The 24,284-nt window shown below is 50.1% G+C and carries 19 protein-coding genes; 8 read left to right on the top strand and 11 right to left on the bottom strand.

The features are described 5' to 3' along the window. Window positions 1-31 precede the first annotated feature (31 nt). On the top strand, window positions 32-3,769 hold the full coding sequence (locus tag ACN4EK_RS26135; protein WP_431661223.1) for a PAS domain S-box protein: 3,738 nt from the start codon (window positions 32-34) through the stop codon (window positions 3,767-3,769). A 38-nt stretch (window positions 3,770-3,807) separates the two neighbouring features. Here ACN4EK_RS26135 and ACN4EK_RS26140 read toward each other — a convergent pair whose 3' ends face one another. Further along, a complete protein-coding gene (locus tag ACN4EK_RS26140; protein ID WP_431661224.1) occupies window positions 3,808-3,930 on the bottom strand; it encodes a hypothetical protein in 123 nt (40 codons plus the stop codon). 405 nt (window positions 3,931-4,335) lie between these two features. On the opposite strand from ACN4EK_RS26140, the gene ACN4EK_RS26145 reads away from it, so the two are divergent. Next, window positions 4,336-4,890, top strand: coding sequence for a response regulator (locus ACN4EK_RS26145; protein ID WP_431661225.1), 555 nt, complete (start codon window positions 4,336-4,338; stop codon window positions 4,888-4,890). A 114-nt stretch (window positions 4,891-5,004) separates the two neighbouring features. On the opposite strand, the gene ACN4EK_RS26150 is transcribed toward ACN4EK_RS26145, so the two are convergent. The 8 genes from ACN4EK_RS26150 to ACN4EK_RS26185 all read right to left on the bottom strand — a co-directional run bounded on the left by ACN4EK_RS26150 (window position 5,005) and on the right by ACN4EK_RS26185 (window position 14,551). Continuing rightward, entirely contained in the window at window positions 5,005-7,458 is a 2,454-nt protein-coding gene (locus ACN4EK_RS26150; RefSeq protein ID WP_431661226.1) for an EAL domain-containing protein, read from the bottom strand. Window positions 7,459-7,574: 116 nt separating this feature from the next. Next, complete coding sequence (locus ACN4EK_RS26155; protein ID WP_431661228.1) at window positions 7,575-8,360, bottom strand: hypothetical protein; 786 nt, start codon at window positions 8,358-8,360, stop codon at window positions 7,575-7,577. 29 nt (window positions 8,361-8,389) lie between these two features. Next, window positions 8,390-8,959, bottom strand: a complete 570-nt coding sequence (locus tag ACN4EK_RS26160) for a WcaF family extracellular polysaccharide biosynthesis acetyltransferase (RefSeq protein ID WP_431661229.1) — start codon at window positions 8,957-8,959, stop codon at window positions 8,390-8,392. Between the two features lie 202 nt (window positions 8,960-9,161). Beyond that, window positions 9,162-10,130, bottom strand: a complete 969-nt coding sequence (locus ACN4EK_RS26165) for a hypothetical protein (RefSeq protein WP_431661230.1) — start codon at window positions 10,128-10,130, stop codon at window positions 9,162-9,164. Between the two features lie 43 nt (window positions 10,131-10,173). Continuing rightward, a complete protein-coding gene (locus tag ACN4EK_RS26170) occupies window positions 10,174-11,115 on the bottom strand; it encodes a glycosyltransferase (RefSeq protein ID WP_431661231.1) in 942 nt (313 codons plus the stop codon). A gap of 75 nt (window positions 11,116-11,190) precedes the next feature. Then, complete coding sequence (locus ACN4EK_RS26175) at window positions 11,191-12,459, bottom strand: glycosyltransferase family 4 protein (RefSeq protein WP_431661232.1); 1,269 nt, start codon at window positions 12,457-12,459, stop codon at window positions 11,191-11,193. Next, window positions 12,440-13,708 (bottom strand): ABC transporter ATP-binding protein, encoded by a 1,269-nt coding sequence (locus ACN4EK_RS26180; protein ID WP_431661233.1) that lies wholly within the window; start codon window positions 13,706-13,708, stop codon window positions 12,440-12,442. The genes ACN4EK_RS26175 and ACN4EK_RS26180 overlap by 20 nt, the downstream gene beginning before the upstream one ends. A gap of 12 nt (window positions 13,709-13,720) precedes the next feature. Continuing rightward, window positions 13,721-14,551, bottom strand: coding sequence for an ABC transporter permease (locus ACN4EK_RS26185; protein WP_431661234.1), 831 nt, complete (start codon window positions 14,549-14,551; stop codon window positions 13,721-13,723). 223 nt (window positions 14,552-14,774) lie between these two features. On the opposite strand from ACN4EK_RS26185, the gene ACN4EK_RS26190 reads away from it, so the two are divergent. Together ACN4EK_RS26190 and ACN4EK_RS26195 are read left to right on the top strand one after the other, a co-directional pair. Continuing rightward, complete coding sequence (locus ACN4EK_RS26190) at window positions 14,775-16,043, top strand: SLBB domain-containing protein (RefSeq protein WP_431661235.1); 1,269 nt, start codon at window positions 14,775-14,777, stop codon at window positions 16,041-16,043. Between the two features lie 32 nt (window positions 16,044-16,075). After that, window positions 16,076-18,325 carry a GumC family protein gene (locus ACN4EK_RS26195; RefSeq protein ID WP_431661236.1) on the top strand — a complete coding sequence of 750 codons (2,250 nt, stop codon included), beginning with the start codon at window positions 16,076-16,078 and terminating at the stop codon, window positions 18,323-18,325. Here ACN4EK_RS26195 and ACN4EK_RS26200 read toward each other — a convergent pair. Both ACN4EK_RS26200 and hpsJ-A read right to left on the bottom strand, forming a co-directional pair. Next, entirely contained in the window at window positions 18,311-19,165 is an 855-nt protein-coding gene (locus ACN4EK_RS26200; protein WP_431661237.1) for an archaeosortase/exosortase family protein, read from the bottom strand. The two genes, ACN4EK_RS26195 and ACN4EK_RS26200, sit on opposite strands and share 15 nt — an antisense overlap. A 27-nt stretch (window positions 19,166-19,192) precedes the next feature. Beyond that, window positions 19,193-20,038 carry an HpsJ-like protein, cyanoexosortase A-associated gene (gene hpsJ-A / locus ACN4EK_RS26205; protein WP_431661238.1) on the bottom strand — a complete coding sequence of 282 codons (846 nt, stop codon included), beginning with the start codon at window positions 20,036-20,038 and terminating at the stop codon, window positions 19,193-19,195. Window positions 20,039-20,199: 161 nt separating this feature from the next. Here hpsJ-A and ACN4EK_RS26210 point away from each other — a divergent pair, with 161 nt between their 5' ends. The 4 genes from ACN4EK_RS26210 (at window position 20,200) to ACN4EK_RS26225 (ending at window position 24,235) form a co-directional block, all read left to right on the top strand. Then, window positions 20,200-20,832: a YdcF family protein gene (locus ACN4EK_RS26210; RefSeq protein ID WP_431661240.1), complete on the top strand. Its 633-nt coding sequence runs from the start codon at window positions 20,200-20,202 to the stop codon at window positions 20,830-20,832. Window positions 20,833-20,892: 60 nt separating this feature from the next. After that, window positions 20,893-21,909, top strand: a complete 1,017-nt coding sequence (locus ACN4EK_RS26215; protein WP_431661241.1) for a glycosyltransferase family 2 protein — start codon at window positions 20,893-20,895, stop codon at window positions 21,907-21,909. Window positions 21,910-21,989: 80 nt separating this feature from the next. Beyond that, window positions 21,990-23,030 carry a glycosyltransferase family 2 protein gene (locus ACN4EK_RS26220; protein WP_431661242.1) on the top strand — a complete coding sequence of 347 codons (1,041 nt, stop codon included), beginning with the start codon at window positions 21,990-21,992 and terminating at the stop codon, window positions 23,028-23,030. Beyond that, a complete protein-coding gene (locus ACN4EK_RS26225) occupies window positions 23,015-24,235 on the top strand; it encodes a glycosyltransferase family protein (protein WP_431661243.1) in 1,221 nt (406 codons plus the stop codon). The genes ACN4EK_RS26220 and ACN4EK_RS26225 overlap by 16 nt, the downstream gene beginning before the upstream one ends. The last annotated feature ends 49 nt before the right edge of the window (window positions 24,236-24,284 follow it).

Here is a 24,284-nt window from a genome sequence, read left to right on the forward strand (position 1 = left end):
CAGTGTTAAATCATTTTCCAAGGATATTAATATGCTGCCAAAAGCACCCTCACCTGCCTCTGCATCTGGAGGTGACCTTTTAGGACGAATTCCGACGATCGCCCTGCGGATCTATCAATCGATTGAATTAGATCAAATTCTGCAAGCCACCGTGACCGAAGTGCAGCAATTAATAGACTGCGATCGCGTCCTGATATACCGCTTTAATCATGACTGGAGTGGGCAGGTCGTCGTCGAGTCCGTTCGGGCAGAGGAGTTCTCCCTGTTGGGTCAAGCCATCACAGATCCGGGTTTGCAAACTACCTGGATCGATTTTTATAAACAAGGGCAGATCCGGGCGATCGAGGACATTTACACCTCCGATCTTCCGCCCTGCCATACTCAATTTTTGGCAGACCTGGGCATAAGAGCTAATTTAGTAGTGCCAATTCTACAAAATGGCTCTTTGCTGTACGAAGCCACCAATTCATGTCACCTGAACTCTCCTAGCAAACTCTGGGGACTGCTGATTGCTCACCATTGTACAGATCCTCGGCAATGGCAGCGCTTGGAAGTTAGCTTTCTTCAACAATTAGCCAACCATGTTGCTACAGCTATTCAAAAGGCGGAGGTCATTGATTTTTCCCGGCAACTGATTCAAAGCAGTATCGATGGGATTATGGCATTCGATCGCGATTGCCGCTATCTTGCCTGGAACCCAGCGATGGAAAAACTGACTGGCATTGCCCAGGAGCAAGTGATAGGTAAATGTGCGTTTGAGTGCTTTCCATTCTTGCAGGAAACTGGAGAAGACCAATATTTTTATGCGGCACTCCGTGGAGAAACCGTCACATCCGTCGATCGCGCCTTTTCTGTCCCCGAAACAGGTCGGCAGGGCTATTTTGAAGGGTGTTATTCTCCCCTCCTCAATGCCGCTGGCGAAATGGTAGGTGGGTTGTGTATTGTACGTGATGTCACCGAGAGCAAGCGGACGGCGGATGCGTTGAAGGAGAGCAAGCGCCAGTTTCGGCAATCCTTTGACACAGCGGCGATTGGTATGAGCGTCATGTCATTAGAAGGGCAGTTTCTCAAGGCAAATGCCGCCCTATGCCAACTGTTTGGCTATACCGAAACGGAATTGCAAGCTTTAACCTTTCAAGACTTGACCTATCTCGATGATTTAGCGATCGATTTATCCCATCACCAAAAAGTCCTGACTGGAGAACTGTCTCATTTCCATTTAGAAAAGCGCTATTTACATAAGAATGGTCAGGTGATTTGGGGGCTACTCAGTACTTCGCTAGTTCGCGATCGCCAGCAACGCCCGTTATACTTCGTTTCTCAGGTTCAGGAGATTACCCAGCGCAAGCAGGCGGAAGAACTGCTGTATAAAGCCAACGCCGAGATGCAGGTATTTTTTTCTGCCATAAATGATCTGATTTTTGTGTTCGATCGGGAGGGACACTACCTTAAAGTTTTGGCGGGTAATCCAGAACTCTTGATTACTCCAGCCAGCGATCGCCTGGGCAAAAAGATTACGGAAGTTCTGCCGATCGAACTTGCCACAACCTTACTGGGGTATATTCAGCAAGCCCTCGATACGCAAACAACACTGAATGTGGAATATAAATTGCTCTGGGAAGACAAAGAAATGTGGTCAAATGCCTGCGTTTCACCGATCGATGTGAACACCGTCATTTGGGTAGCTAGAGATATCACCCAGCGTAAGCAAGCAGAGAAAGCTTTGCAAGATACAACCTTTCGTTTAAGAACCATCATTGCCAGTTTGCAAGCTGGGATTTTGGTAGAGAACGAAGACCGGGAAATTGTCCTGGTCAATCAAGCCTTTTGCACCATGATGAACATTCCAGTTCCGCCAGAAACCCTGATTGGCAGTAATTGCAGGCAATCAGCCGATACCGCTAAGTACCTATTTGTAAACCCTGAACAATTTACCCAGCGAGTCGAAGAACTATTAAACCTCCAACAGCCTAGCGTTGGCGAAGAAGTGGTATTAGTCAATGGTCGCATCCTGGAACGCGATTACGTGCCAATTTTTGCCGGAGTAGAATATCGGGGCCATTTATGGCAATACCGCGATATTACCGAGCGCAAACAAACGCAAGCCCAATTAGAACAGGCAAAAGAAACTGCAGAAGCCGCAAACCGCGCAAAAGGTGACTTCCTGGCAATGATGAGCCACGAAATTCGCACCCCCATGAACGCGGTCATTGGCATGGCTGGGCTATTACTTGGCACCCAATTGACACAGGAACAGGCGGATTATGCTGAAACGATCCGGAATAGTGGCAATACCCTACTCAACATCATTAATGACATCCTTGATTTTTCTAAGATTGAATCGAACCATTTTGAACTGGAACAACATCCGTTCCATTTACGCAACTGTGTCAGAGAAGCGATCGACCTGTTAGCCCCCCTGGCAGCAGCTAAGGGCATCAAATTAGATTGTCATATTCATAGTAATGTTCCCATTGCGATCGTGGGAGATATCACCCGACTCCGACAAATTCTCTGGAATCTCTTGAGCAATGCCGTCAAATTTACCCTAGAAGGGAAAGTGACGGTTCTGGTTCAGGCTAAGCCTATAGAACTTAACTCAGCAGAACAACATGATGCTAGATCTCTGGCTGAAGAAGGTAAAAAGGCGTTTGAAATTGAATTTGCCGTTAGAGATACGGGAATCGGCATTCCCCACGATCGCATGGATCGGTTATTCAAAGCCTTCAGCCAGGTGGATGCTTCGACAACCCGTAAACATGGTGGTACAGGTTTGGGATTGGTGATCAGCAAACGGTTGGCTGAAATGATGGGTGGCAGCATGTGGGTAAAGAGCGCACTGGGCAGAGGTTCAACTTTCTATTTCACAATTCAAACAATGAAAGCAACCGAAGTTTTGCCAGATCCATTACCAGAGTCGCTTGATATGGTTCAGCTTGAGCCAACCTGCCTGCGAATTCTGCTGGTAGAAGACAATACCGTCAACCAAAAAGTTGCCCTCCGTATGCTGGAGCGGCTGGGATATCGGGTCGATGTGGTCAGTAACGGGTTAGAAGCGATCGCGGCGCTGCGTCGTCAGACCTATGATGTGTTGTTAATGGATGTCCAGATGCCAGAAATGGATGGACTGGAAGCGACTCGTTGTATCCGGCAGGAATGGGGATCTCCAACTCAGCCCTGGATTATTGCGATGACCGCCCATGCCCGCGCCAGCGATCGAGAAGAATGTTTGGCAGCCGGTATGAACGACTACATCAGTAAACCAATTGACATGGTGCTACTAAGCAATGCTTTAAAGGAATCCCGTCCTTCTAGCAGCGAGCCAGGTAAGGTGGAGGTGATTCATGCCCCCACCCAGGCAATTGAGCCAATCACTTCCCCCTCTCCCCAGACCACAGATGGACTCCCCGACAATGCCTTGAACGTCCTGGATTCAAACGTAATTGAACAGTTACGTCAAATGGCAGGTGAGGAGGCAGATGAGATGTTACGGGAATTGATCCAGGTGTATTTAGAAGATGCACCACAACGGTTATTGGCAATTCAAACGGCTATTGATCACAGTGATGCCACAACATTACAGCAAGCTGCCCATGCCTTACGATCGGTCAGTGTCACGATAGGCGCAATCACGTTGGGTAACTTATGTGAGGTTTTAGAAACAAACGCTAAAGCCCAGAACCTCCAAGATGCCCCCACCTTAGTTTCCCAACTTAATTCAGCATTTCTAAATATTGAGGCGGCGTTGAATACCTGGCTCAATCAGTAGGTACTGAGAGCGGCACACGGATCGGGACATAAGCGAATTTACGCTGGTAAGACGATCGCCAGAGGTAGAAAATCCCGTGAGTTGCGAGCCGCGATCGCTGTGGCACGATAGCCCTTAGCAGGTATAGCTTGGCAGAGCTCCGTGAACAGCCTACCCCTCAAAGGCTGTTAAGCAGTTGCTGCTGTCTTAAGCAGCTTGAGCAACACTCAGTTAGCCTCAATCAACTGGCGAAAACCACTTAAGTAAGTACTGAAAGTATCCTGAGAAAACCCCTCAGAAATGATTCAGATCTGTAGAATTGGCAAAAACAGTATTCCTAGCCTGGATCAGAACAGATAAATCATTAATCATAGAATAAGTCCTTCTTCAAATCAGGGACGAAGTTGCGATAAAAGTCCAATTTGAATTGTGGCAAGGCTTCTAGGGAGATTCCCCTTTAACGCCTCATTTCATTACATCAGTAATTTAGGACTGCAATAGCCGTTGAATGATGGCATAAACAATATCAACTGGTTGTCATCTGCCTTTGTTTCAAAACTTGTTGTACCTATCGTTGAGGGTCTACTATGACAATGATGCAACTACATCCGACTTCCTTCAATAACCAATCGGTGGACACCCAAACCGCCTTCATTCTGATTGTTGATGATGAAAAAGCATTGCGAGTTGTCCTACGCCGAGCGATGGAAGGCGAAGGTTATCGGGCAGTGGATGTGAGTAGTGCAGAACGGTGTCTCTTCCTCTGCCAACAAGAACTTCCAGACATCATTCTTCTGGATGCCATGATGTCAGGCATCGATGGGTTTGAGTGTTGTCGGCGGCTGAAAGCCAAGCTTGGCGATCGCTGCCCCGCTATTTTGATTATTTCCGCCCTGTACGACCAGGAATCGGTAGACAAAGCGTTTGCAGCAGGTGCAGCAGACTTTATGACCAAGCCAATTCATTGGGCTGTACTCCGTCAACGAGTAAAGCAACTGCTGAAAAACTCTCAATGCACCAGCCAATGGCAGGCGACTCTTATCCGGGAGCAGTTATTAAAAGACCAGTTGGACGCTGAAGTGCAAAAGACCAACTATCTGGCTGAATTGTGCCGCTCAAATGGCATTGCTATCGATGTATGAAGGGGCTATGCAGACACCCCGATTTTACAAACATAGGGACAACATTGACAAAACAAATAAGTAGCTCCCTGAAATCAACTTCCAGGGAGCTATTCGTTTCTCTCAATAGTTGATTTACTGATTGAGTAATCGTTGTAGGCGCTGACGAAATAGCGCCCAATTAACGGGTTTGGTAATGTAATCTGCTGCACCTGCCGCAAATGCACGATCGATCGACTCTGGATCTTCCAGGGTGGTAATCATGAGTACAGGAGCCGGTTGGCTCGCCACCTGGGTAGAGGTTCGGGAACGATTCGTGTTCTGACGGAGTTGCAGGCAACATTCAAACCCGCTCATCTCAGGCATCATGGCATCCAGCAACACCAGATCAGGCTGGAACGTGCGACACAAATCGATCGCCTGCTGCCCATTCTCCGCTTCAATGACTCCATATCCTGCCTTTTCCACCGCCCGTCGCAGGAGCGATCGCATCATGCGTTCATCGTCCACAATCAGAATTACAGGAATATCCTGTTGCCGGAGGTCAGAGACAGTCGCTGGTAAATAGAACACGGAGGCGATCGATTCAGGGTCTTGAGGATGTAGCATCAGGTCTTGGGCAAACGCTGGAGGCACAGGACGAGAAAATAAGTAGCCTTGACCACTCTGAACTCCAATTGACTTGAGGGTCTCAAGTTGTTCACTGGTTTCTATGCCTTCAGCACTCACTCGAATACTCAGATCATGCCCTAACATCACAATAGTTTTGACCAGCTTCAGCACCTCTGGATCGTGATGAATTTGACTAATCAACGCCCGATCAATATCCAAGGCATGGATCGGAAACCGATGCAGATTTTTGAGTGACGCTTGATCCAGCCCAAATCCATCCAGGCAGACTGAAATCTGGCGGGTCTGGAGCTGAAGCAGAATTGCAGTCGCCGCCGCCGGATCCGTCGTCAGGGCTTTCTCACTAATTTCTAGCGATAGGCAACTGCCATCTAAGCCATGGCTGGCTAGAATGCGATCGAGTTCAGGAATGAGATTGGGTTGCAAAAATTGTGCTGTTGATAAGTTCACACTAAGGCGCAATGATCGCCGTTGAGGAAACTCAATTTGCCAGTATTGCAGTTGGCGGCAGGCTTCGCTCAACAACCACCAACCCATTGGCACAATCAGTCCACTTTCTTCAGCCGCCTCAATAAACTCACCAGGATACACTAATCCCCGTTCTGGGTGTTGCCACCGAATTAATGCCTCAAAGCCCGTCACCTGTCTGGTTACCAGAGAGACGATCGGCTGATAATGGACACAAAATTCTCGCTGAGCGATCGCCCGTTTCAAGTCAGCATCCTTCAGAACTGCTCGTTTCAACACCTTAAAGTATTGTTGACTAATTTGATCTAGCGTAAAGTTGGCAGCAATGTAGCGATGACCGGAACTGCCCATCTGGTCTTTCATTTGGCTATCTTTGATCAAATAGCGGATGAATCCTGCCAATCCCTTGCTGTCCCCATTATTAAACGCCGCGCCACACTTCGCTTCTGCAACCAGGTGACGTAAGTAAGAGTGAGGTTCACAAATGACTGCCACCGGATTGCCAGATGCCACAGCCGCATAGAACTTACTGGGTGCTACTAAGCCTTCCATGCCCACATCCATACTGACTAAGGATAGGTCGCAGGCGGTCAAGGACTTGGGCAGTTCCGACTTCTCCTGATAGGGCAGAAACAAACAATTGGTTAACCCCCAGGCTTCGACAGTGTGAATAGTCTCTTCTCGCTTGGGACCACCACCGATAAACACAAATTGCACCGGGTCGTCCTTCAGTTCTCGGGCAGCCTCCAGGATTGTCGTCATATCATGGCACCGCCCCATGTTGCCGGAGTAAAGCACCGTAAATTTCTCAACCAAGTTATGGGTGTGAGCAAAAGCGTTATTTTGCTTAGCAAGAGGCTTAATCCAAGTGGGGTCTGCCCAGTTATGAATAACCGTGATTTTGCGATCGAGATCCGGATAACGAGTGATCATCCGCTGTCTCATGGTTTCACTCGGGACAATGATGGACTCTGCCTGCTGCCAAACTTGTCGGTTGACTGCGTGCCAAAACCGGACTAACCAGTTCTGTTCAGAAACAATGTTCAATTCAACGGCAACGTCTGGATACAGATCGTAGACCAGGCAAGCATAGGGTAGTTTGAATAAGCGATTGGCGATGTAACCGAGTGTTTGCAAGTAAGGTGGTTCACTGACGAACAACACCAGATCTCCCCGATGCTGCCGCTTCAGCAAATGCCATGCCGAACGACCACAAAATAATAAACTGCTGAGGGTTCTGCCTAGCCACTTGCGAGTTTGGGTCGATCGCGATCGCCGGATGATAACGCCATGACTGATTTCTTCCGGCGGTGCTATGGTCGTTTGGTACGCATAGCCCGGTTGCCCCGTAAAGACCTGTACCTGCATGCGTTCTGCCAGTCGAATTGCCAGTTCTTCAACAAACTGCCCTGTTGCGGCAAAATCGGGTGGATAAAACTGGGTCACGATCGACAACTTGATCGCATCTGAAAATGTTGCAGGTTTAGTCATGGAAGTGTTGTGCCCTCGGAAAGTGCCAGAGCTAAATTTGGGAAAGCAGAGCATGGTGCATGAGGTATTAGTTGGATACTTTCAGTGTTAAGGATGATTGTGTGCGATCGGGTTTTCTAATTGATTTCCTGATGTATAGGTTGTGTCTGTTTTGGGTGACGATCGTAAGTATCTGAACAAGTAGGTATAAACATTCGCAAAATCTTATAGCTGAACATCAACAGGACAAGTAGCAAGCCGATCGCAGGAGAAATCTCAAATGGCACTGGCTCAACAGGTTGAGGGCTGATCGTTACTTGAGGATTCACGGTCGCCTGAGGATTAGTGATCACCTGGGAATCAGCGATTGATGGGTCTGAAGCTGACTCTGTATCCGAAGACCCTGTGTTTGAAGATCCTGCATCTGAAGACCCTGCACCTGAAAATCCTGTGCTGGAAGACCCTGTACCTCCTCCACTGCCTGAGAGTGAGCCAGAACTCCCTGTCGCCATACCGCTATCACTGCCACTGGAACTAGTTGACGTTAGTGAAACGCCATCCGAACCGAGTTGAGTGGTTCCTGTGACCTGAGCCAGCATTAAGGAGTCTTCCAACGACAAGTTAGTTTGAAGATAGGAACTGTCAGTCCCACCTAACGATGGGGAAGCCAGCGTCGCCACCGTAAAATCGACATTCTCAACCGGGACGATCGTTTGATATTTCGTTTCCAGGTTTAACAGGGTGTACTGGGTTTGCGGATCAATAGTCTCGCCACTGAGTTTACTGGTATCTACTAGCCAAAGATTACTCCCTGTTAAGTTGACTGAAACAGATTCCTGAGTTGTATTTTGATCAATCGATGTAAAGGACGAAATAGAATCGTCTACATAGGTTTGAACCGGCCCAACAGTAACATCACCCATAATTCGATCATTCCTCCAGACAAAAATGATTAGGTTGGTTTAGAGATTGCTTGCCCAGAGCCACTATCTCTCTGTTTAATCGCTTGGGCAGGGTTGCCAGCATAAATGGTCATAGGTTCCAGCGATCGCGTCGCCACTCCACCCATCGTTAACACAGCCCCCTGCCCTACGGTGACACCCGGCCCCACCATTGCCCCGGCGGCGATCCAGCTTCCGGCTTGAATCCAGATGGGATCTGTGCTTAACTGAAAGGCGCGATCGTGCCAATCATGGTTGCCGGTACAGAGATAAACCTGTTGTGACAGGCAAACATTGTCCTCTAGGACAACAGCCGCCAGATTATCAATCCAGGCTTTTTCCCCAATCCAGACATAATCGCCCACCCGAAGTCGCCAGGGAAATTTCACTCGCACACCCGGCTTAATTCGGACTCCCTGACCAATTTCAGCCCCAAATAGACGCAACACAGCGACCTTAAAACTGGAACATGGCAGCCAATCACTTTGCACTAACGGAGACCCCAGGAAATACCATAAACCTTGTTTCCAGTAGGGTGCGCCCGGAGTATAGGCACCCGGAGTATATAGATGAAGTTGCATAGAGAATAGAGAGGGTAAATTATTGGGCGTTGCTGAATGCAAGAATGATTTGCCCCCCTAGCCCCCCAATTCTGGGGGGAACTCATCTTTCAAAGTCCCCCAGAATTGGGGGATTTAGGGGGCTGTGTAGGAGTCTGGATACCTAGAATTCATATCCGTATTCTGCAACGCCAATTATTGCTGGCTGTTAACAGCCAATTATTTATTTGGCGTTCACTACCGCCCGCTTCCAGGCATAGCGAAAATACCAGGGCTTAGAATCGGCAACATAATGCTGGAGAACGGCTTTCGGCGCAAGGACTTCAGCCCGATCGGGCATCACTTTGTAATCGGTTTCAGGTGCGATCGCACAGGGTTGCCCCGCTGCCATTAACATCGCTACCATCGCCTGTTCCTGATAGTAGTGAGTGCCTTCCTGAGTGATCAGGGTTTTGCACCAGAACTCTAATTTGTCCCAATCCAATGTGCTGCTATTCAGTCCACTGATCCCGGCGTTGATCCGGTGGGGGATCGGTGTCCCCGCGAGAGATGCCATTAAGGTCGGCGAGTAACCATAAGCCGTTTCGACATCCACCATGTGACAGGGCTGTTGCGGCGATCGCAGCCAGTTGAGCAGAAAGGTGGGCGATCGGAAAAACAACATATCAGAGTCCAACACTAGCTTCCAACCAGAAGAGCCGATGTGAATATCCGTGAGCTTGCGTAGATTGGGATAACTGAGGCGACGTTGCCGGAGATAGGGAAATTGTGATTCGGGTAGATCAGTCTCTAAGCGAGATTGAATGACGGCATGGGAAATGATTTGAGCGTTGGGAAAAATCCGCTGCAACTCCGCCTGGTAATGTAACGCCAGTGTTCCATCATCAAAGATCACTGGACGCAGATTCACCTGACTGTGGTATGCCATTGAGTACGCACAGAAACAGGTCTGATACCAAAATCGTTTTCCGCTCAGAAAGTAAACATCGAATGGATTACCTGTACCAAAGTCCGGCAAGGGTGGCAATGCGTAGGCAGCTTTTTCCATTTGCAATTGGCCTTGTGCATCGATCGCCCGTCGAATCGGATCACGCTGGAGATAGCGACGAATCAAGCCTTTAGGCGCATGGTACAGCCTGTACAGGGCGACTCCCAGACCCAGATTCCGAGCTGGCAATTTCAATAACTGCATTGTTCAAGACCTTGATGAGTGTGGATGGAAGCATGGGAGGAACCTAAGGCAACAGGCTTTGTCCGGCAAAAGTGCCGCAGACTCCACGCCATTGGATATACGCGGTGCGGTTGCGCCAGGGTTGATACCACATCGCCGCCTTTAATTGACGCAGGAACACCGTCCAGACGGGAATCTTTTTCCAGGGTTGAATGCCATGCAGACTCAATACTTGAACCCACGATCGGGCAGTGGCATAATTGAGTCGGGCTAAATAATCGGGTTGTAAGCGATACGTTGCGATCAGGTGGGTCAGCGTTAACCGGGGAAAATAGCCAACGCCCCATCCCGCCGTTAGCAAGGTCAGGATAATATCGTTATCTTCTCCGGATGTCAGTTGTTGACCCATACGACCGAGGGCTAAGCGACCGGCGTTCCGGGCAACCTGGACGGTATAGGTGGCAAATAGGGCACTCCGAAGTGCCATTCCGGCACCACAGGGAGCGAAGTAGGGATAGGATGCTGCCGTTAAGGCACCAAATTGACCAGAGGTTGTTAACGGCTGTTCACCAAAATCCCGCAGTGCCAAGATAGAGTAATAGTCTCGAATCCAGGGTTCTGGTTCGGCTTCAAATTGAGGTAGAGATTTGCCTGCGATCGCGCCGAGTTCTGGATGAGCCTGAAAAATCTGTACCACCTGGGCCAGATAATCCGATGCTAAAACATTGTCATCATCGACGAAGACAATTAAATCAGCTTTAGCGGCATTGAACCCACATAACCTGGCATGGCTCAGTCCCAGTCGGTCTTCGCGAATAACGGTTGCGGCTGGATGCCAACTTAAATCTACTTGAGTTGCCAACGGCAGATCACTAGCATTATCTACCACGATCAGTTCCCATTGCTGTACTGGTAGGGTTTGTTTATGTAAGGCGGCGATCGCGCTGAAAAGCTGATATAAGCAGGGGTTGTGGGTACAGAGAATAACACTAATGAGCGGTTTCATAGCTAGGGCTAAGACGAATGATTAGGATAATTCGATGATGCAGGAGACATGATCGCCATCATGTCTTTCAACTGTTCAAGAACAGATCACCTGTGTAGATGTGCGAGAACCCAGGGCTTGACGGCGGGCGATCGCTCGTTCGTAGCTGGCTTCCTGAAGGGTTCCAATTCGTTCCAGGTTGTAGTTGTTCAAGACCTGCTGACGGGCAATTTGCCCAAATCGCATCCGGCGTTCTGGATGATCTAGGAAGTCAATTACGGCGGTAGCAAGCTGCTCAGGATTTTCCGGATCAACCAGATGTCCGGCATTGCCCTGATCCAGCAGGTCAGCCATGCCACCCGCCTGACTACCGACAATGCCTCGGGCTGCCGCCATCGCTTCCAGACAAACATTGGGAAAGTTTTCCCACCGACTGGGAAATACACAAATATCCGTCTGCGCCAGGTAATGCGGAATTTCTGGCAAGGGCACAGATCCCGTAAACTCCAGCGATCGGTGATAGCGCCAGAGCTTGCGAGTCATGTATTGCTGCATGGTGATCTCTGGATTGGGAGGAGCCGGACAGCTTTCCCCGACAAACTGGAATTTGACCTGCGGACGTTGCTGCAAAATCAGTGGAATCGCCTGCATCAGTTGCAATATTCCTTTCCTGACCTCTAACCGCCCCAAGAAAGACACCGTATTGGTATGGGTCTCCACCGGGATTTGCAGCAGATCGGAACTGGGAATATAGGGATTGGGCAAGTGCGCCACTTTTGCGGCGGGTAAGCCCCAGGCGTGAATCAGGCGATCGCCCAGGTCTTGTGAAGGAGTGGTGATTTCATCTGCCTCCAGGGTGTGCGATCGTTCTAGGTCACATGCAGGATCATAGACAGACGGCACCGGAAAGGGTTTGGGCATTTGTCCTCGCCGTAAGGCTCCCAGCCACCGCCGTAATTTCATTTGCCGTGACGGTGGGACATAATTCAGCGCCTGTACCATAAACAAAGGAGTGTGCAGCTTCACGACCAGGGGCATCTCAGGAACTAGGGCGATCGCGCCTCTGGCATGGGCATCATTTTCTGGGCCTTCGATCACATCAAAGTGAACGGTGGCATGACGCTGAGCGAACATCTGTCCAGCCAGACCAGCAAAGTCCCGGCGATCGGTAGGGGTGAGGTAGAGCAGGCGATGGACGACAATGCCATCTTCGATCGTTGTTCCCGATCGATACGGACTACTGGTGAAGACTTCAACATAGTGTCCTCGCTGATGCATCATCCGGGCAGCTTGATAAACATACGTGGCGATGCCCCCCGTGGCGGTATCCGGGGGATACTCATAACTAATAAACGCAATTTTCATAGTGCATAACGCTCGCAGATTGAGATAACCGGAAAATGCCGTGTTGCCGACCGTAGGCCCACATCGCATCCTGAATAATGGCGGGATGCACCTCAAACGACAGCACATCTTCCGCTGCTAAATATGCAATGCCATCGTTGGGACGAAAGATGTAAATGGACGCGCGATACTCGCCTGGAAATAACGGCAGTCTGGGTAAATCAAAGGTGACTTCGTGCCGATCGCGCAGGGCAAAGGGGGCAATCCCTTCTTCGGTGCTACACAAGGTTGAAACTAGAGTGCCAACGCTATCGAATACCTTCACCACCACCCCACAATTCATTAAGGATTGATGAGCCTGTAAGATGACTCGTAGGGTGTAATCGCGATCGAAAACCAGCGATCGGGTAGGAAGATGATCAACATCCTGCAAAACCGCTTCCACCAGTTCAATGCCGTAGGGACTGATATGCCGCACATTCGCCTGGGTCTGAGGATGGCTGAGAAACCGACTCACCACCTGTTCTCCAGTTCCCGTCATGATCAGTTCGCCCTGCTGTAACAGGATGGCAGAGGTACACAACTGTCGCACTGCCGCCATGTTGTGGCTGACAAACAGAACGGTGCGTCCATGCTGCGCCACATCCTGCATCTTGCCCAAACATTTGCTCTGAAACTGGACATCTCCCACAGCCAGCACCTCATCGACAATCAAAATTTCCGGTTCCAGGTGAGCGGCGACGGCAAAGGCCAGCCGAACATACATCCCTGATGAGTAGCGTTTAACCGGCGTATCCAAAAAGCGTTCTACTTCCGCAAAGGCCACAATCTCATCGAACTTGCGTCGGATTTCCGCTTTACTCATGCCCAAAATGGCACCATTGAGAAAAATATTCTCCCGTCCCGTCAATTCCGGGTGAAAGCCTGTCCCAACTTCTAACAAACTGGCTACCCGTCCTTGTAACCGCACTTCGCCCCGCGAGGGTTCGGTAATCCGGCTTAAGATCTTCAGTAAGGTGGATTTTCCCGCCCCATTCCGACCAACAATGCCGACTCGATCGCCCTGGCGAATCTCAAACGACACCTCTCGCAATGCCCAAAACTCATCGGCTTGAGCAACTGGCTGGCGACGGCGCGATCGCCCGGTTAACGTCCGGGATAGCGATCGCAGCCCCTGACTCATAGCTGATTTAAGAGAATTCGGCTGACTTGGCTCACCCAAGCGATACCGTTTACCCAGGTTCTCCACCTGCACAACAACATCTGACATGGTTCAAAATCCTTAAATGACATCCGCAAACGTGCGCTCGTACCTTCGGAAGCAGCGAATACCACTGAGAAAGACAACGATCGCTAAACCACTGGATAAGAGAAAGCCGGGGAAATACAACTCGGTTGAGCCACCTAAAATCGCCCAACGAAATCCATCAATTACACTCACCATTGGGTTCAGGCAATACAGCCAACGCCACCACTCCGGGACGATGCTACTGCTGAAACCGACCGGGGAAATATAGAGTCCAAACTGGATCAGGAAGGGGACAACGGTACGAAAGTCTCGGTATTTCACACTTAATGCCGCCAGCCATAGCCCCGCTCCCATTGAAGCGAGCAATGCCAGCACCATAAATATAGGTAGGGTCAAAATCCGCCAACTGGGAATGAAGTGATACCACACCATCAATCCCAACAAAATCATGCCTGCCATCAAGAAATCAACCAGGCTAACCATCACGGCGCTAGCAGGAATAATTAATCGGGGAAAATATACTTTTGCAATTAAATTGGCATTTCCAATCAAACTATTGCTGCATTCCGATAGAGCGTTAGCGAATAACTGCCAGGGTAGCACCGCAGAAAACACTAGAATTGGATAAGGTACACCATTGGCAGGCAGCTTTGCCAGATAACCAAAGACGACACTAAAGACAATCATGGTGACAAAGGGACGAATGACCGCCCAGGCAACCCCGATCGCTGTTTGTTTGTAACGAACCAATAAATCCCGCCATGCCAGAAAATAAAACAGCTCTCGATAGCGCCACAGGTCTTGCCAGTAATCGCGATCGCGCCGTCCGGTCGCTAAAATAATTTCACTTGGGCTGGAAGTCATCGTGTTCAGGATTTGGGAATAGGGATTGCAGCCTTGATGACTGCATACCTCTACTGTGGAAAAGGGAGAGTTGCTGTCTCGTATAGGGCAACGTTTGACTTCGGATTCATTTGTTCGTGATGTATAATTTGCGAGGAAATGACAAACTTTCTAGAAATCCAGGCTGATCAAGAGGATGAATAGCCGAATGTAGGAATAGCCACCACAGATATTCCAGAAGCAAATGAACGGGTTACAGCGGCAAGTTGCGATATTGACAACCCTCTTGTTAGTCGGCAATTGTTGTGCCGAGGTGGTTTCTGCCGATCCGCCTGCATCAACAACTCAGCCTGTTCCCATCCTCCAGCCTACCCATCCTCCGCCACTCCCAGCGCTATCGCCATCGTCCCAACCGGAGATGGCTCCTATCAAACTGATTGCTCCTGCCAGTGGCATTAACCCCGAACCAGATGCCGCCTCTCCCCAGGCTGAAGCTTATACAGTCACGGCGGGCGATCGTATTGCTGTGACGATCGCGAATATTCCTGAGTTCAGTGGTCAGTATCAGGTGCAGGTCGATGGCAGCGTTGATTTTCCAGTGATTGGGGCAATTTCCGTCTGGGGCTTAACGGTTTCACAGATTGCTGAACTGTTAACCACCCGTTACGTCCAGGCAGAAATTTTACGGGATCCGGCCATTACCGTGAGTGTGTTAACGGTCAGTCCACTACGGATCGCGGTTTCAGGGGAGGTGAATCGTCCCGGCTCCTACAACATCTCTTCCGCCGACGGTAAACTTCCAACCTTAACCGAAGCCATTCAAAAAGCGGGGGGCATTACCGAGCAAGCCGATTTACGCCAGGTAAAGCTGATTCGAGTGCGACGATCGGGAGCAGATGAAACCTTTCAAATTAACCTGTGGGAATTACTGCGATCGGGCGATTTACGCCAGGACACAACCCTGCGAGATGGGGATAGTATCGTGTTGGCAACAGCAGCAACGCCAGTGCATCCCACGGAGGCAGGGTTATTAGGAGCAGCGACGGTTTCACCCCCATTTATTCAAGTGGGAATTTTAGGCGAGACCCGCCAATCTGGAGTGGTGCAGGTTCCGCCCAACACACCTTTGAATCAGGCGATTCTGGCAGCGGGTGGGTTCAACAATCGGGCACGTAAAGGCTCTGTTGAACTGATCCGCCTGAATCGAGATGGCAGCGTCAACCGCCGCAAGATTCGGGTTGATTTTTCGCAAGGAATTAATGAGGCAACCAATCCCATTTTGCATAATCGTGATGTTGTCCTGGTGGGCAGAAACTTTTGGGCGGGTCTATCAGATGGTTTAACATCGGTCTTAGATCCCGTGAATCAGGTGTTCTCGGTATACACCTTATTTAAAGCATTGTTTCCAGCCAGTTCGGACGGCAGTGCCAACGGCGGCAGTTCTGGTAGTAGCATCATTATTCCAGCCGGGGGCTCAACCAGCACCCCTACAACCGCCATACCCGTTCCTTAATCTCATCCTGTTCTTTTCTGCCCTGACTTGCAATGGAGCCGTCTCGCCAGTTTCAACCCATTGATGATGTTCCACTTCCTAAACCAGCCAAGGCAGTGGATGCAACCGTTCCCGTGGAACCGCCAGAGGAGGGGTTTAATCCCGCTCAAATTATGGGCATGGTGCGACGCAAGGCTCCGATCATTGCGGCAGTGGCGATCGCCGCTAGTGCATTTTCCGGGTTCCAAGCCTCCCGCCAAACCCCGCTATTTCAAAGTACGTTTGCCTTGCTCGTAGAGCCGGTGACGCAACGGAAACAACTGTCTAAGCTGACCGATGGGCCCAGCGAAACCACCAAAGAATTGGATTATTCCACCCAAATTGAGGTGATGTTCAGCCCCAAAACACTGGAACCGATGATTAAAGCGATCAATAATCGCTACCCAGACGTGAACTATGAGGGACTGAGTAGTAAACTCTCTGTGAATCGGCTGGGAGAAACGAAAATTATTGAAGTGGGTTATTCCGGTACTGATCCAGCAAAGGTGAAATATGTGTTGGAAAAACTGTCTCAAGGGTATTTGAAACATAGTTTAGAGGAACAAAAAGCCACCTTACGCCAGGGAATTAAATTTGTCGATCATCAGCTACCGGCGCTGCAAAAACGAGTCGCTGATTTACAACAACAAATTCAAACGCTACGACAGCAATATAATTTTGTAGATCCCGATACCTATGCCCAACAACTATCTGGGCAACTGGGCACGATCGCCCAACAGCGCCAAACCCTGCAAACTGAAATGGTGACTCTACGCACCCGGTATGACACTTTGCAACAGCAAATGGGAGTCACGGCAACCCTGAGTAATGCCAGTTTTTATCAAGAGTTTTTGCAACAATTTCAAGCATTGGATCGTCAGATCGCGATCGAATCGGCACGATTTGGGGATAAAAGCCCTACGATCAAAATGCTACGGCAGCAGCAAGAAAACCTTGTACCCTTGTTGCAGAATGAGGCAAAACGGGCATTAGACAATCAAATTGCCACCCTAGTGAATGACATGCAGGTGGTGCAGAAGCGGGATCAAACCCTGTTCCAAACAGAACAGCAACTTAAGCGGCAGTTCCAGCAAACCCCGATTCTTTCGCGCCAGTATACCGACCTGCAACGAGAACTGAAATCGGCAACGGAAAGCCTGCAACGTTTTAGTGATACCCGCGAATCCCTGGAAATTCAGGCGGCTCAAAATGAGCTACCCTGGCAATTAATTACTCCGCCGAAACAGCCGGATAGCAAAGTTGCCAGTAATGTCTATAAAAGTTTGATGACGGGTGCTGCCGCCGGACTGGGGTTAGGAGTCGCGATCGCCTTTTTACTTGAGAAACTGCAAAGCACTTTCTTTACCATTGCAGATTTGAGAAAGAAAACCAAACTACCGATTTTAGGCGTGATTCCCTTCCGCCCTGATCTGGAACAGGCTGGCCCAGAAGTTCATGTGGTTGACCTCAGACATCTGTATCCAGAAGGGGTGCGATCGGTGATCAAAGATGTAGAGGATATCAAAACCCGCTTTAAATCCCTGCTCCACGCTCATGCATCGGAAGCAGACGCTTGCAACCTGGAAATTCCGCCTGCGGCTAAGCCACAGTTTGATCTGAGTGAACAGGATAGTTATGGATTTATCGAAGCGTTTCGGGCTCTATATGCGTCCCTTGAAGGCATTAACAAACAGTCCCCCCTGCGATCGCTGGTGATCAGTTCTGCGTTACCAGTGGAGGGGAGAACCACGGTTGCTGTTCACCTGGCACAAGCCGCTGCGGCATTAGGGAAACGAGTCCTACTGGTTGATGCTCACTTGCGGAGTGGGAGTGTTCAGGTAGAGCACTTGTTTGGTCTGCCGTTTACTGCTGGACTGAGTAATTTGCTGCGTGAAGAAACAACTCTAGAACAAGTGATTCAACGGCTGGATTGGGAGTTGGGTCTGTTTGTCGTGGCGGCTGGAACGATTCCGCCTGATCCGACGCGGTTGCTGGCTTCCAACCAAATGAAAGAGTTTATGCAGCGGGTTCACAAGACATTTGACCTGGTGATCTATGATACGTTGCCGCTGATGGGGTTAGCCGATGTCAGCCTGATTGCGGCCGAATCCGATGGGGTAATTCTGGTAACTGGCTTTGGTAAATGGCATGGAGCCGATGCGTTTAATCAAACCGTCGAACGCCTGAGAAGTGCTCAAATTCCGGTTTTGGGTGTCGTTGCCAATGGCGTGAAAAACTACTCGGTCGATTTATATTCGCGGTAGCGATCGCTGACAACACCAGCCAAACAGGACGATCGCGCCAGTGGAAAAGAGTTGGGAGCCAGTGCCACCATGCCAGTAGTCAAACGCCGCTCGATCGGACACCACCACCGCCATCATCGCGACACGCAGACCACTGATCAAGAAAGCAATCATGGCGGCTACAGTAAGCAGCCTAATCTTGTGTGACCAGGATAGGGAAAATACGCCAAAGCAAAGTAAGGCTAGTTGCAACAGCACAATCAGTAACGGGATGCCAGTACAGCGAAACAGCACATCTACTCCCCCTTGATTGAGGGTAATGATGGTATTTTGTTGGACGGCATCATAACCGATGTAGTGCAACATAAACGCAGCGAATTGAGCCGTGAGGACTTGAACAGGTTCTCCAACGAACTGTTCAGCCAGGTGTTCTACCAGCCTTCTGGGTAGCATCAGCGGCATTAACAATAGTCCAATCCGCCCGTGTGGCTGGAACTGAAATCCTGAAATCAATAAGATCAGGCTAACTATCATCAGTGCCGGAAATAGGCGGACAAACCAGGCTTCAGGATGACTGATCGACAGGCTTTTGACCAGACCGACTCCCAACAGTGCCAGCCCGATCCAGCGTGACCCGCGATCGCGATTAGGCTGGTGTCTGGACTGGATTAGCACTCCCAGAATTGCCAACCAGAACACGGCATTCAGCACCAGTTGATCAAATTGGTGCAGTAACCGCCAGGTTAAGATCAAATGCAACGCAGCCAGACCAATCCCGAGTCTGATCAGTGCAAATGGACGATCGCCCCTGAACCACTGACCAGCCGCTAACTTGTGTAAAACATTGTTCACAGTGATCATGTCATCACTTCAGCTTTAACTCAACACTTACAAGCGTCGCCGCGATCGGGAGCCAAAACCACTGAACAGCTTCGGCAAACTGGTCAAAGATGACTTGCGAGGCATTTCATACTGATAGGATTCTTTACGCCGAGTCCATGCCGTCATCGTCCAGACATAGATGAAGAAACAACCAGCAATCAGGGACTGTGCCACCAATTTGATCGTATTTTTCACCAGGTTTTGTCGCAGGTTGGTTCTAGCCTGACTGGCTTGCTGCTCTGCCTGTTCCTTGGCTCGATTTAAGTTATTCAGAATCTGCGTCTTGGCTTGTTGTGGACTGTTGGGAATGTCCGGCAAATTACCATCTTTATCTGGAACGGGAACTAGATTTTGGAGCTGCTGAGGAGATGCTTTTTCGAGTTGTTTTCGAGTTGTATCGAGTTGGAGTCGTTGTTGACTAACTTGGGTACTAATTTGATTATTGTTGAACCGATGAATTCGCATCGCATCACTGACTGTCAGTGGGACTAACAGCAGAAAGACTATCCCAGCGATCAGTGTCAACCATGATAAAAGGTTGAGAGCCAAGCGTTCTGGTTTACTACGAAGCGCCGCATTGCCGTAGAAGATTAGCATCAATGCCAGGAGCGGGACGGGCACCAGTTTGACCAGATCCCCGATCGTCTGATATTCCCAGACCGGGTTCATAAATTCGGGTGGAATCAGGACATACAGCAGATCGATAAAACAGAGCATCAGCAGAGCATAGCCAACCCGACGGGATAGCAGCATCGTCTTTTGTTGCTGGAGGGTCGGGGCTGCCGGAGTATTCCCGATCGAGCCGATATTTTGCGAACTAGAATTCGGTGAATAATTGGGAGAAATTGTCATAACCAAGTTTCCTTAGCGTTCTATCCGCACCTTAAATAGTCAGCGTTTGCTATCACAGTTGTTTTCCTCCATATCGATCGCAGACATAAGTTGAACAAGAAAACAACCACGATCGCAAGTTTGACTCAGCCAAACTGAACGCAATTACATCCACTCTTGCTATGGCGTTTCTGCAACGTTCAGCTCATCTATTTCCAGCCAGTCGTGCGTTCCAGATGACGCAGAAATCCTATCTGCTGCTTTCAGGTCTGATATTGACTGTGGCGATCAGTTATATTCCCATACGGCTGGCGATCGCTCGCTGGCAAGCACCGCAACCCCAGGCAATTCTGACTCTGGGGGGTCGCCCTGCCCGCGAAGTGTTTACCGCCGACTTCGCCCGACTGCATCCCGAATTACCCATCTGGATATCCTCCGGTCTCCTGCCCAAAGATGCCCGACCCCTGTTTCGGCAGCAAGGAATTGCCGATGAGCGTGTCACGTTAGACTATCGAGCGATCGATACCGTCACCAATTTCACCACACTGGTTAAAGACCTGGAACACCAACACATTCGCCATGTTTATCTGATTACCTCGGATTACCACATGGCACGATCCCAAGCGATCGCGACCATTGTTCTCGGTAGTCATGGCATTACCTTTACCGCGATCGCCATCCCGTCCACCAGACTTCCAGAAGACAGATTTCGCACTGTCCGTGATGTTACCCGCTCCTTGATCTGGCTAGCCACAGGTTACACCGGCGCTGAAATCAAGCGATCGGAGTGTCGCAGTGATCGAGCAATAGAGTAATAGACAAAAAACTATATACCTCCCACCCCATCTTCCTTACCCCCTCATCCCCTCCCTGCCATGCCTCCCCTCGTTTCCATCCTCATTCCTTGCTACAACGCCGAACTATGGCTGGCAGAAACGCTGGAATCAGCATTGAATCAAACCTGGCAACCCATAGAAATTATTCTGGTTGATGATGGTTCAACCGATCGCAGCCTAGCGATCGCTCAATCCTACCAATCACCCAAGCTCAAAGTGATCACTCAGCCTAATCAGGGTGCCAGTGCCGCCCGCAATTGGGCGCTGAAATTGGCGCAAGGTGATTTTGTCCAGTACCTGGATGCCGATGATGTATTGGCTCCAGACAAAATTGAACAGCAGGTAAAACGTCTGTTGCAGGAAGATGCCAACAGCATCGCCTCCGGAGCCTGGGCGCGATTTTATACGGATTATTCCGAAGCCCAATTTTATCCCCAACCCCTGTGGGCAGATTTTCACCCGATCGATTGGTTGCTTTGTGCCTGGGAGGGTAACTGGATGATGCATCCTGCGGCATGGTTAATTCCCCGCCCTATTGTCGATCGCGTTGGCGGTTGGAATGAATCACTGTCCCTGAATGATGATGGTGAATATTTCTGTCGCGTGGTGCTGGCAAGTTGTGCCATTAAGTTCTGCCCAGAATCCAAAGTCTATTACCGATCTGGAATTAACGGCAGCTTGAGCGGATCGAAGTCGTTGGATGCTTGGAATTCCTTATGGCGATCGCTCCAACTCGATCAAACGCATGTCCTGAATCAAGAACATAGCCCGCGTACCCGGCGAGCCTGTGCTAATCGGTGGCAACGTCTGGTTTACGACCTTTACCCCCATTATCCAAATTTATTGTGTGCGATCGAAACCGAAATTCAACAATTGGGTGGCGCAGACTTACCACCTGTTGGCAGTCCCTTATTTCAGCAAGCTGCTGCCATTCTAGGTTGGCAGACCGCAAAACGGTTGCAAGGCTGGAGTACGACGCTGCGATCGCTGACAAAGTTGACGTTGAGTAGCACACACTCTAAGTCCCCTAAATCTCCCAACTTTGGGGGACTTTAGCAGATTAGTTCCCCCAGAATTGGGGGGCAAGGGGGCGAGAATGGCTGTCATTTAAATCGAATTTATTGGAGAGTTTGGTCATGGCACGTTGTCGGATTTATCTAATTACTTATCGGCGGCATCAAACCTTGCCGCGATCGCTGACCAGCCTGCTCGATCAAACGTTTACCGATTGGGTCTGCGAACTCCATAACGACGACCCTACCGATCCTTTTCCCGGACAGTTAGTAGAGGAATTAGGCGATCCACGCATTCAAATAGTCGATCATCCGGAGAATTTGGGAGCCACCGCCAGCTTTAACCTGATTTTTCAGTCAGTATCAGAAGAATTCGTCAGTTTACTGGAAGACGACAACTGGTGGGATCCGGATTTTTTGGAAACCATGCTCAATGCGATGGCGCAGTTTCCAGCCGTCAAAGTCGGTTGGGCAAATATGCGCTATTGGCGAGAAGAAGCCGATGGGTTCTGGGTGGACACGGGCAAAAACATCTGGGATATTTCCAGCCATGCGCCACCCCAATTAATTGAATGGGGCAATCCGCGCCAGCTTTTTACGGCGTTACATTCCAATGGAGCCATGCTGGTGCGATCGCAGTTCGCTAACCAGTACAAAACTCCTGAAAATATCCCATTTGAAGCCGTTGAAGCCACACGGGAACGAGCCTTTCATTTCCCATTGTTATTTGTGCCGCAGATCTGTGCAAATTTCGCCATTACTCGCCACTCTTCCCGCTCCAATAACTCGATTCTGTGGGCGCAATTGCAGACTCTCCTGGCAGGAAGTTTTCTCAAGCAGATGCCGCACAGCCCTGCTGAATTACGGCAAATTTGGGAACATGCCCGCCATAAGCGCCCCACCTCAGTCACAACCCTCTTTTTTGCCGCCTTCTGCTGTCCCGGTACAACTCAGGTCTTGCAAGGAGCAAAATTGGCAGATTGGTGGTTCTTCCTGGTCTATTGCCTAAAACATCCGGTGGCAGTCTGGCAAATATCACGGGCGATCGCCACATTTCCCGAACTGTGGCAGTTCCTTGATCAACAAACCGCCCGCCGCAACCAGGAAAAGGGGATACGAGCAGAACACTGTGAACCCATAGGGGAGCTATGTCCAAAATTCTGATTCTGATTGGTGCCCATCTCTGTACCGCTCCTCGTCCCCAGAAAGAAGCTGATATTTTAGCGGCGGCTGGACATGAAGTTGTGGTGCGGGGGGTGTGGTTTGATCCCGGGTTGGTAGAGCGCGATCGCCAAATTATTGCTCAAAAACCCTGGCGCTTTCAACCTGTGCTGGATTTTCGTCCCTGCCATTGGTTCACCAACCGTTGGGTTCGGTTGACCCGTAAGCTGGCGCGGCAACAATTCCAGCGAAGAGGTCAGCCTGTTCCCGACCTGTTCGGCTATGGAGCCAGAGCCATGCTAAAAGCGGCTTTGCAAGAACAAGCGGATCTGACGATCGTGCATTCAGAAGCGGGATTATGGGTTGGGTCACACTTGCTGCAACGCGCTTGGCGGGTTGGGGTGGATTTTGAAGACTGGTTCTCTGAAGACCTGTTACCTGCGGCTCTGCTCACACGCCCCATTCACGCCCTGAAGGGTTTAGAAGCCACCCTAATGCAACATTGCGCGTATCGTCTCACCACCTCCCATGCCCTCGCCGCCACCCTGTCTACCGTTTATCAAGCGCCCCCACCAACGGTTATTTACAACCTGTTCCCAGCAACAAACTCTTCCTTGCAAGTGCTCTCTCCTCGGGCTACTACGGTGGCTCGTCTCCACTGGTTCTCCCAAACGATCGGCCCTGGGCGTGGCCTGGAAACCTTATTCCAAGCCCTGCCAGCACTACATCTCCCGGTGGAAATTCATCTGCGTGGGCATTACCCCGACCATGCGCGACAGTGGTTGGAACCCCAAATTCCAGAGCGGTGGCGCGATCGTGTCTTTGTCCATCCCACGGTTCCCAACGACGAACTCCCAGCCCGAATTGCCGAGCATGATATTGGATTAGCCCTGGAGCAACCCGATCCACCCAGCCGCAATCTCACCATCACCAACAAACTATTTCAATACCTGCAAGCCGGACTCGCCGTAATTGCCACCGATACAGCCGGACAGCGGGAAGTATTCCAACAATGCCCCCCGATCGGTCATCTAATTCCGGCTCAAAATCCGCTGGCATTAGCCGCTGCCATCACCGATCTGATCCAACATCCACACTTACTCCAAACCGCCAAACAAGCTGCCCGCCAAGCCCTGACCCAGCAATTCTCCTGGGATCACCAATGCGATCGCCTACTACAAGCCGCCGAACACGCCCTGCGATCGTAGCCCCACTCCCCACACCCCACTCCTCACACCCTGTCTCTTATACACATCT

It is taken from the genome of Pantanalinema rosaneae CENA516 (genome assembly GCF_050753385.1).
Taxonomy (GTDB): domain Bacteria; phylum Cyanobacteriota; class Cyanobacteriia; order Leptolyngbyales; family Leptolyngbyaceae; genus Pantanalinema; species Pantanalinema rosaneae.

Coding starts and splice junctions, on each gene's coding strand:
- ACN4EK_RS26145 (WP_431661225.1), top strand. CDS start 4,336: ATGACAATGATGCAACTACATCCGACTTCCTTCAATAACCAATCGGTG.
- ACN4EK_RS26225 (WP_431661243.1), top strand. CDS start 23,015: ATGTCCAAAATTCTGATTCTGATTGGTGCCCATCTCTGTACCGCTCCT.
- ACN4EK_RS26215 (WP_431661241.1), top strand. CDS start 20,893: ATGCCTCCCCTCGTTTCCATCCTCATTCCTTGCTACAACGCCGAACTA.
- ACN4EK_RS26170 (WP_431661231.1), bottom strand. CDS start 11,115: ATGAAACCGCTCATTAGTGTTATTCTCTGTACCCACAACCCCTGCTTA.
- ACN4EK_RS26155 (WP_431661228.1), bottom strand. CDS start 8,360: ATGGGTGATGTTACTGTTGGGCCGGTTCAAACCTATGTAGACGATTCT.
- ACN4EK_RS26195 (WP_431661236.1), top strand. CDS start 16,076: ATGGAGCCGTCTCGCCAGTTTCAACCCATTGATGATGTTCCACTTCCT.
- ACN4EK_RS26190 (WP_431661235.1), top strand. CDS start 14,775: ATGAACGGGTTACAGCGGCAAGTTGCGATATTGACAACCCTCTTGTTA.
- ACN4EK_RS26175 (WP_431661232.1), bottom strand. CDS start 12,459: ATGAAAATTGCGTTTATTAGTTATGAGTATCCCCCGGATACCGCCACG.
- ACN4EK_RS26180 (WP_431661233.1), bottom strand. CDS start 13,708: ATGTCAGATGTTGTTGTGCAGGTGGAGAACCTGGGTAAACGGTATCGC.
- ACN4EK_RS26200 (WP_431661237.1), bottom strand. CDS start 19,165: ATGATCACTGTGAACAATGTTTTACACAAGTTAGCGGCTGGTCAGTGG.
- ACN4EK_RS26220 (WP_431661242.1), top strand. CDS start 21,990: ATGGCACGTTGTCGGATTTATCTAATTACTTATCGGCGGCATCAAACC.
- ACN4EK_RS26150 (WP_431661226.1), bottom strand. CDS start 7,458: ATGACTAAACCTGCAACATTTTCAGATGCGATCAAGTTGTCGATCGTG.
- ACN4EK_RS26160 (WP_431661229.1), bottom strand. CDS start 8,959: ATGCAACTTCATCTATATACTCCGGGTGCCTATACTCCGGGCGCACCC.
- hpsJ-A (WP_431661238.1), bottom strand. CDS start 20,038: ATGACAATTTCTCCCAATTATTCACCGAATTCTAGTTCGCAAAATATC.
- ACN4EK_RS26185 (WP_431661234.1), bottom strand. CDS start 14,551: ATGACTTCCAGCCCAAGTGAAATTATTTTAGCGACCGGACGGCGCGAT.
- ACN4EK_RS26165 (WP_431661230.1), bottom strand. CDS start 10,130: ATGCAGTTATTGAAATTGCCAGCTCGGAATCTGGGTCTGGGAGTCGCC.
- ACN4EK_RS26135 (WP_431661223.1), top strand. CDS start 32: ATGCTGCCAAAAGCACCCTCACCTGCCTCTGCATCTGGAGGTGACCTT.
- ACN4EK_RS26210 (WP_431661240.1), top strand. CDS start 20,200: ATGGCGTTTCTGCAACGTTCAGCTCATCTATTTCCAGCCAGTCGTGCG.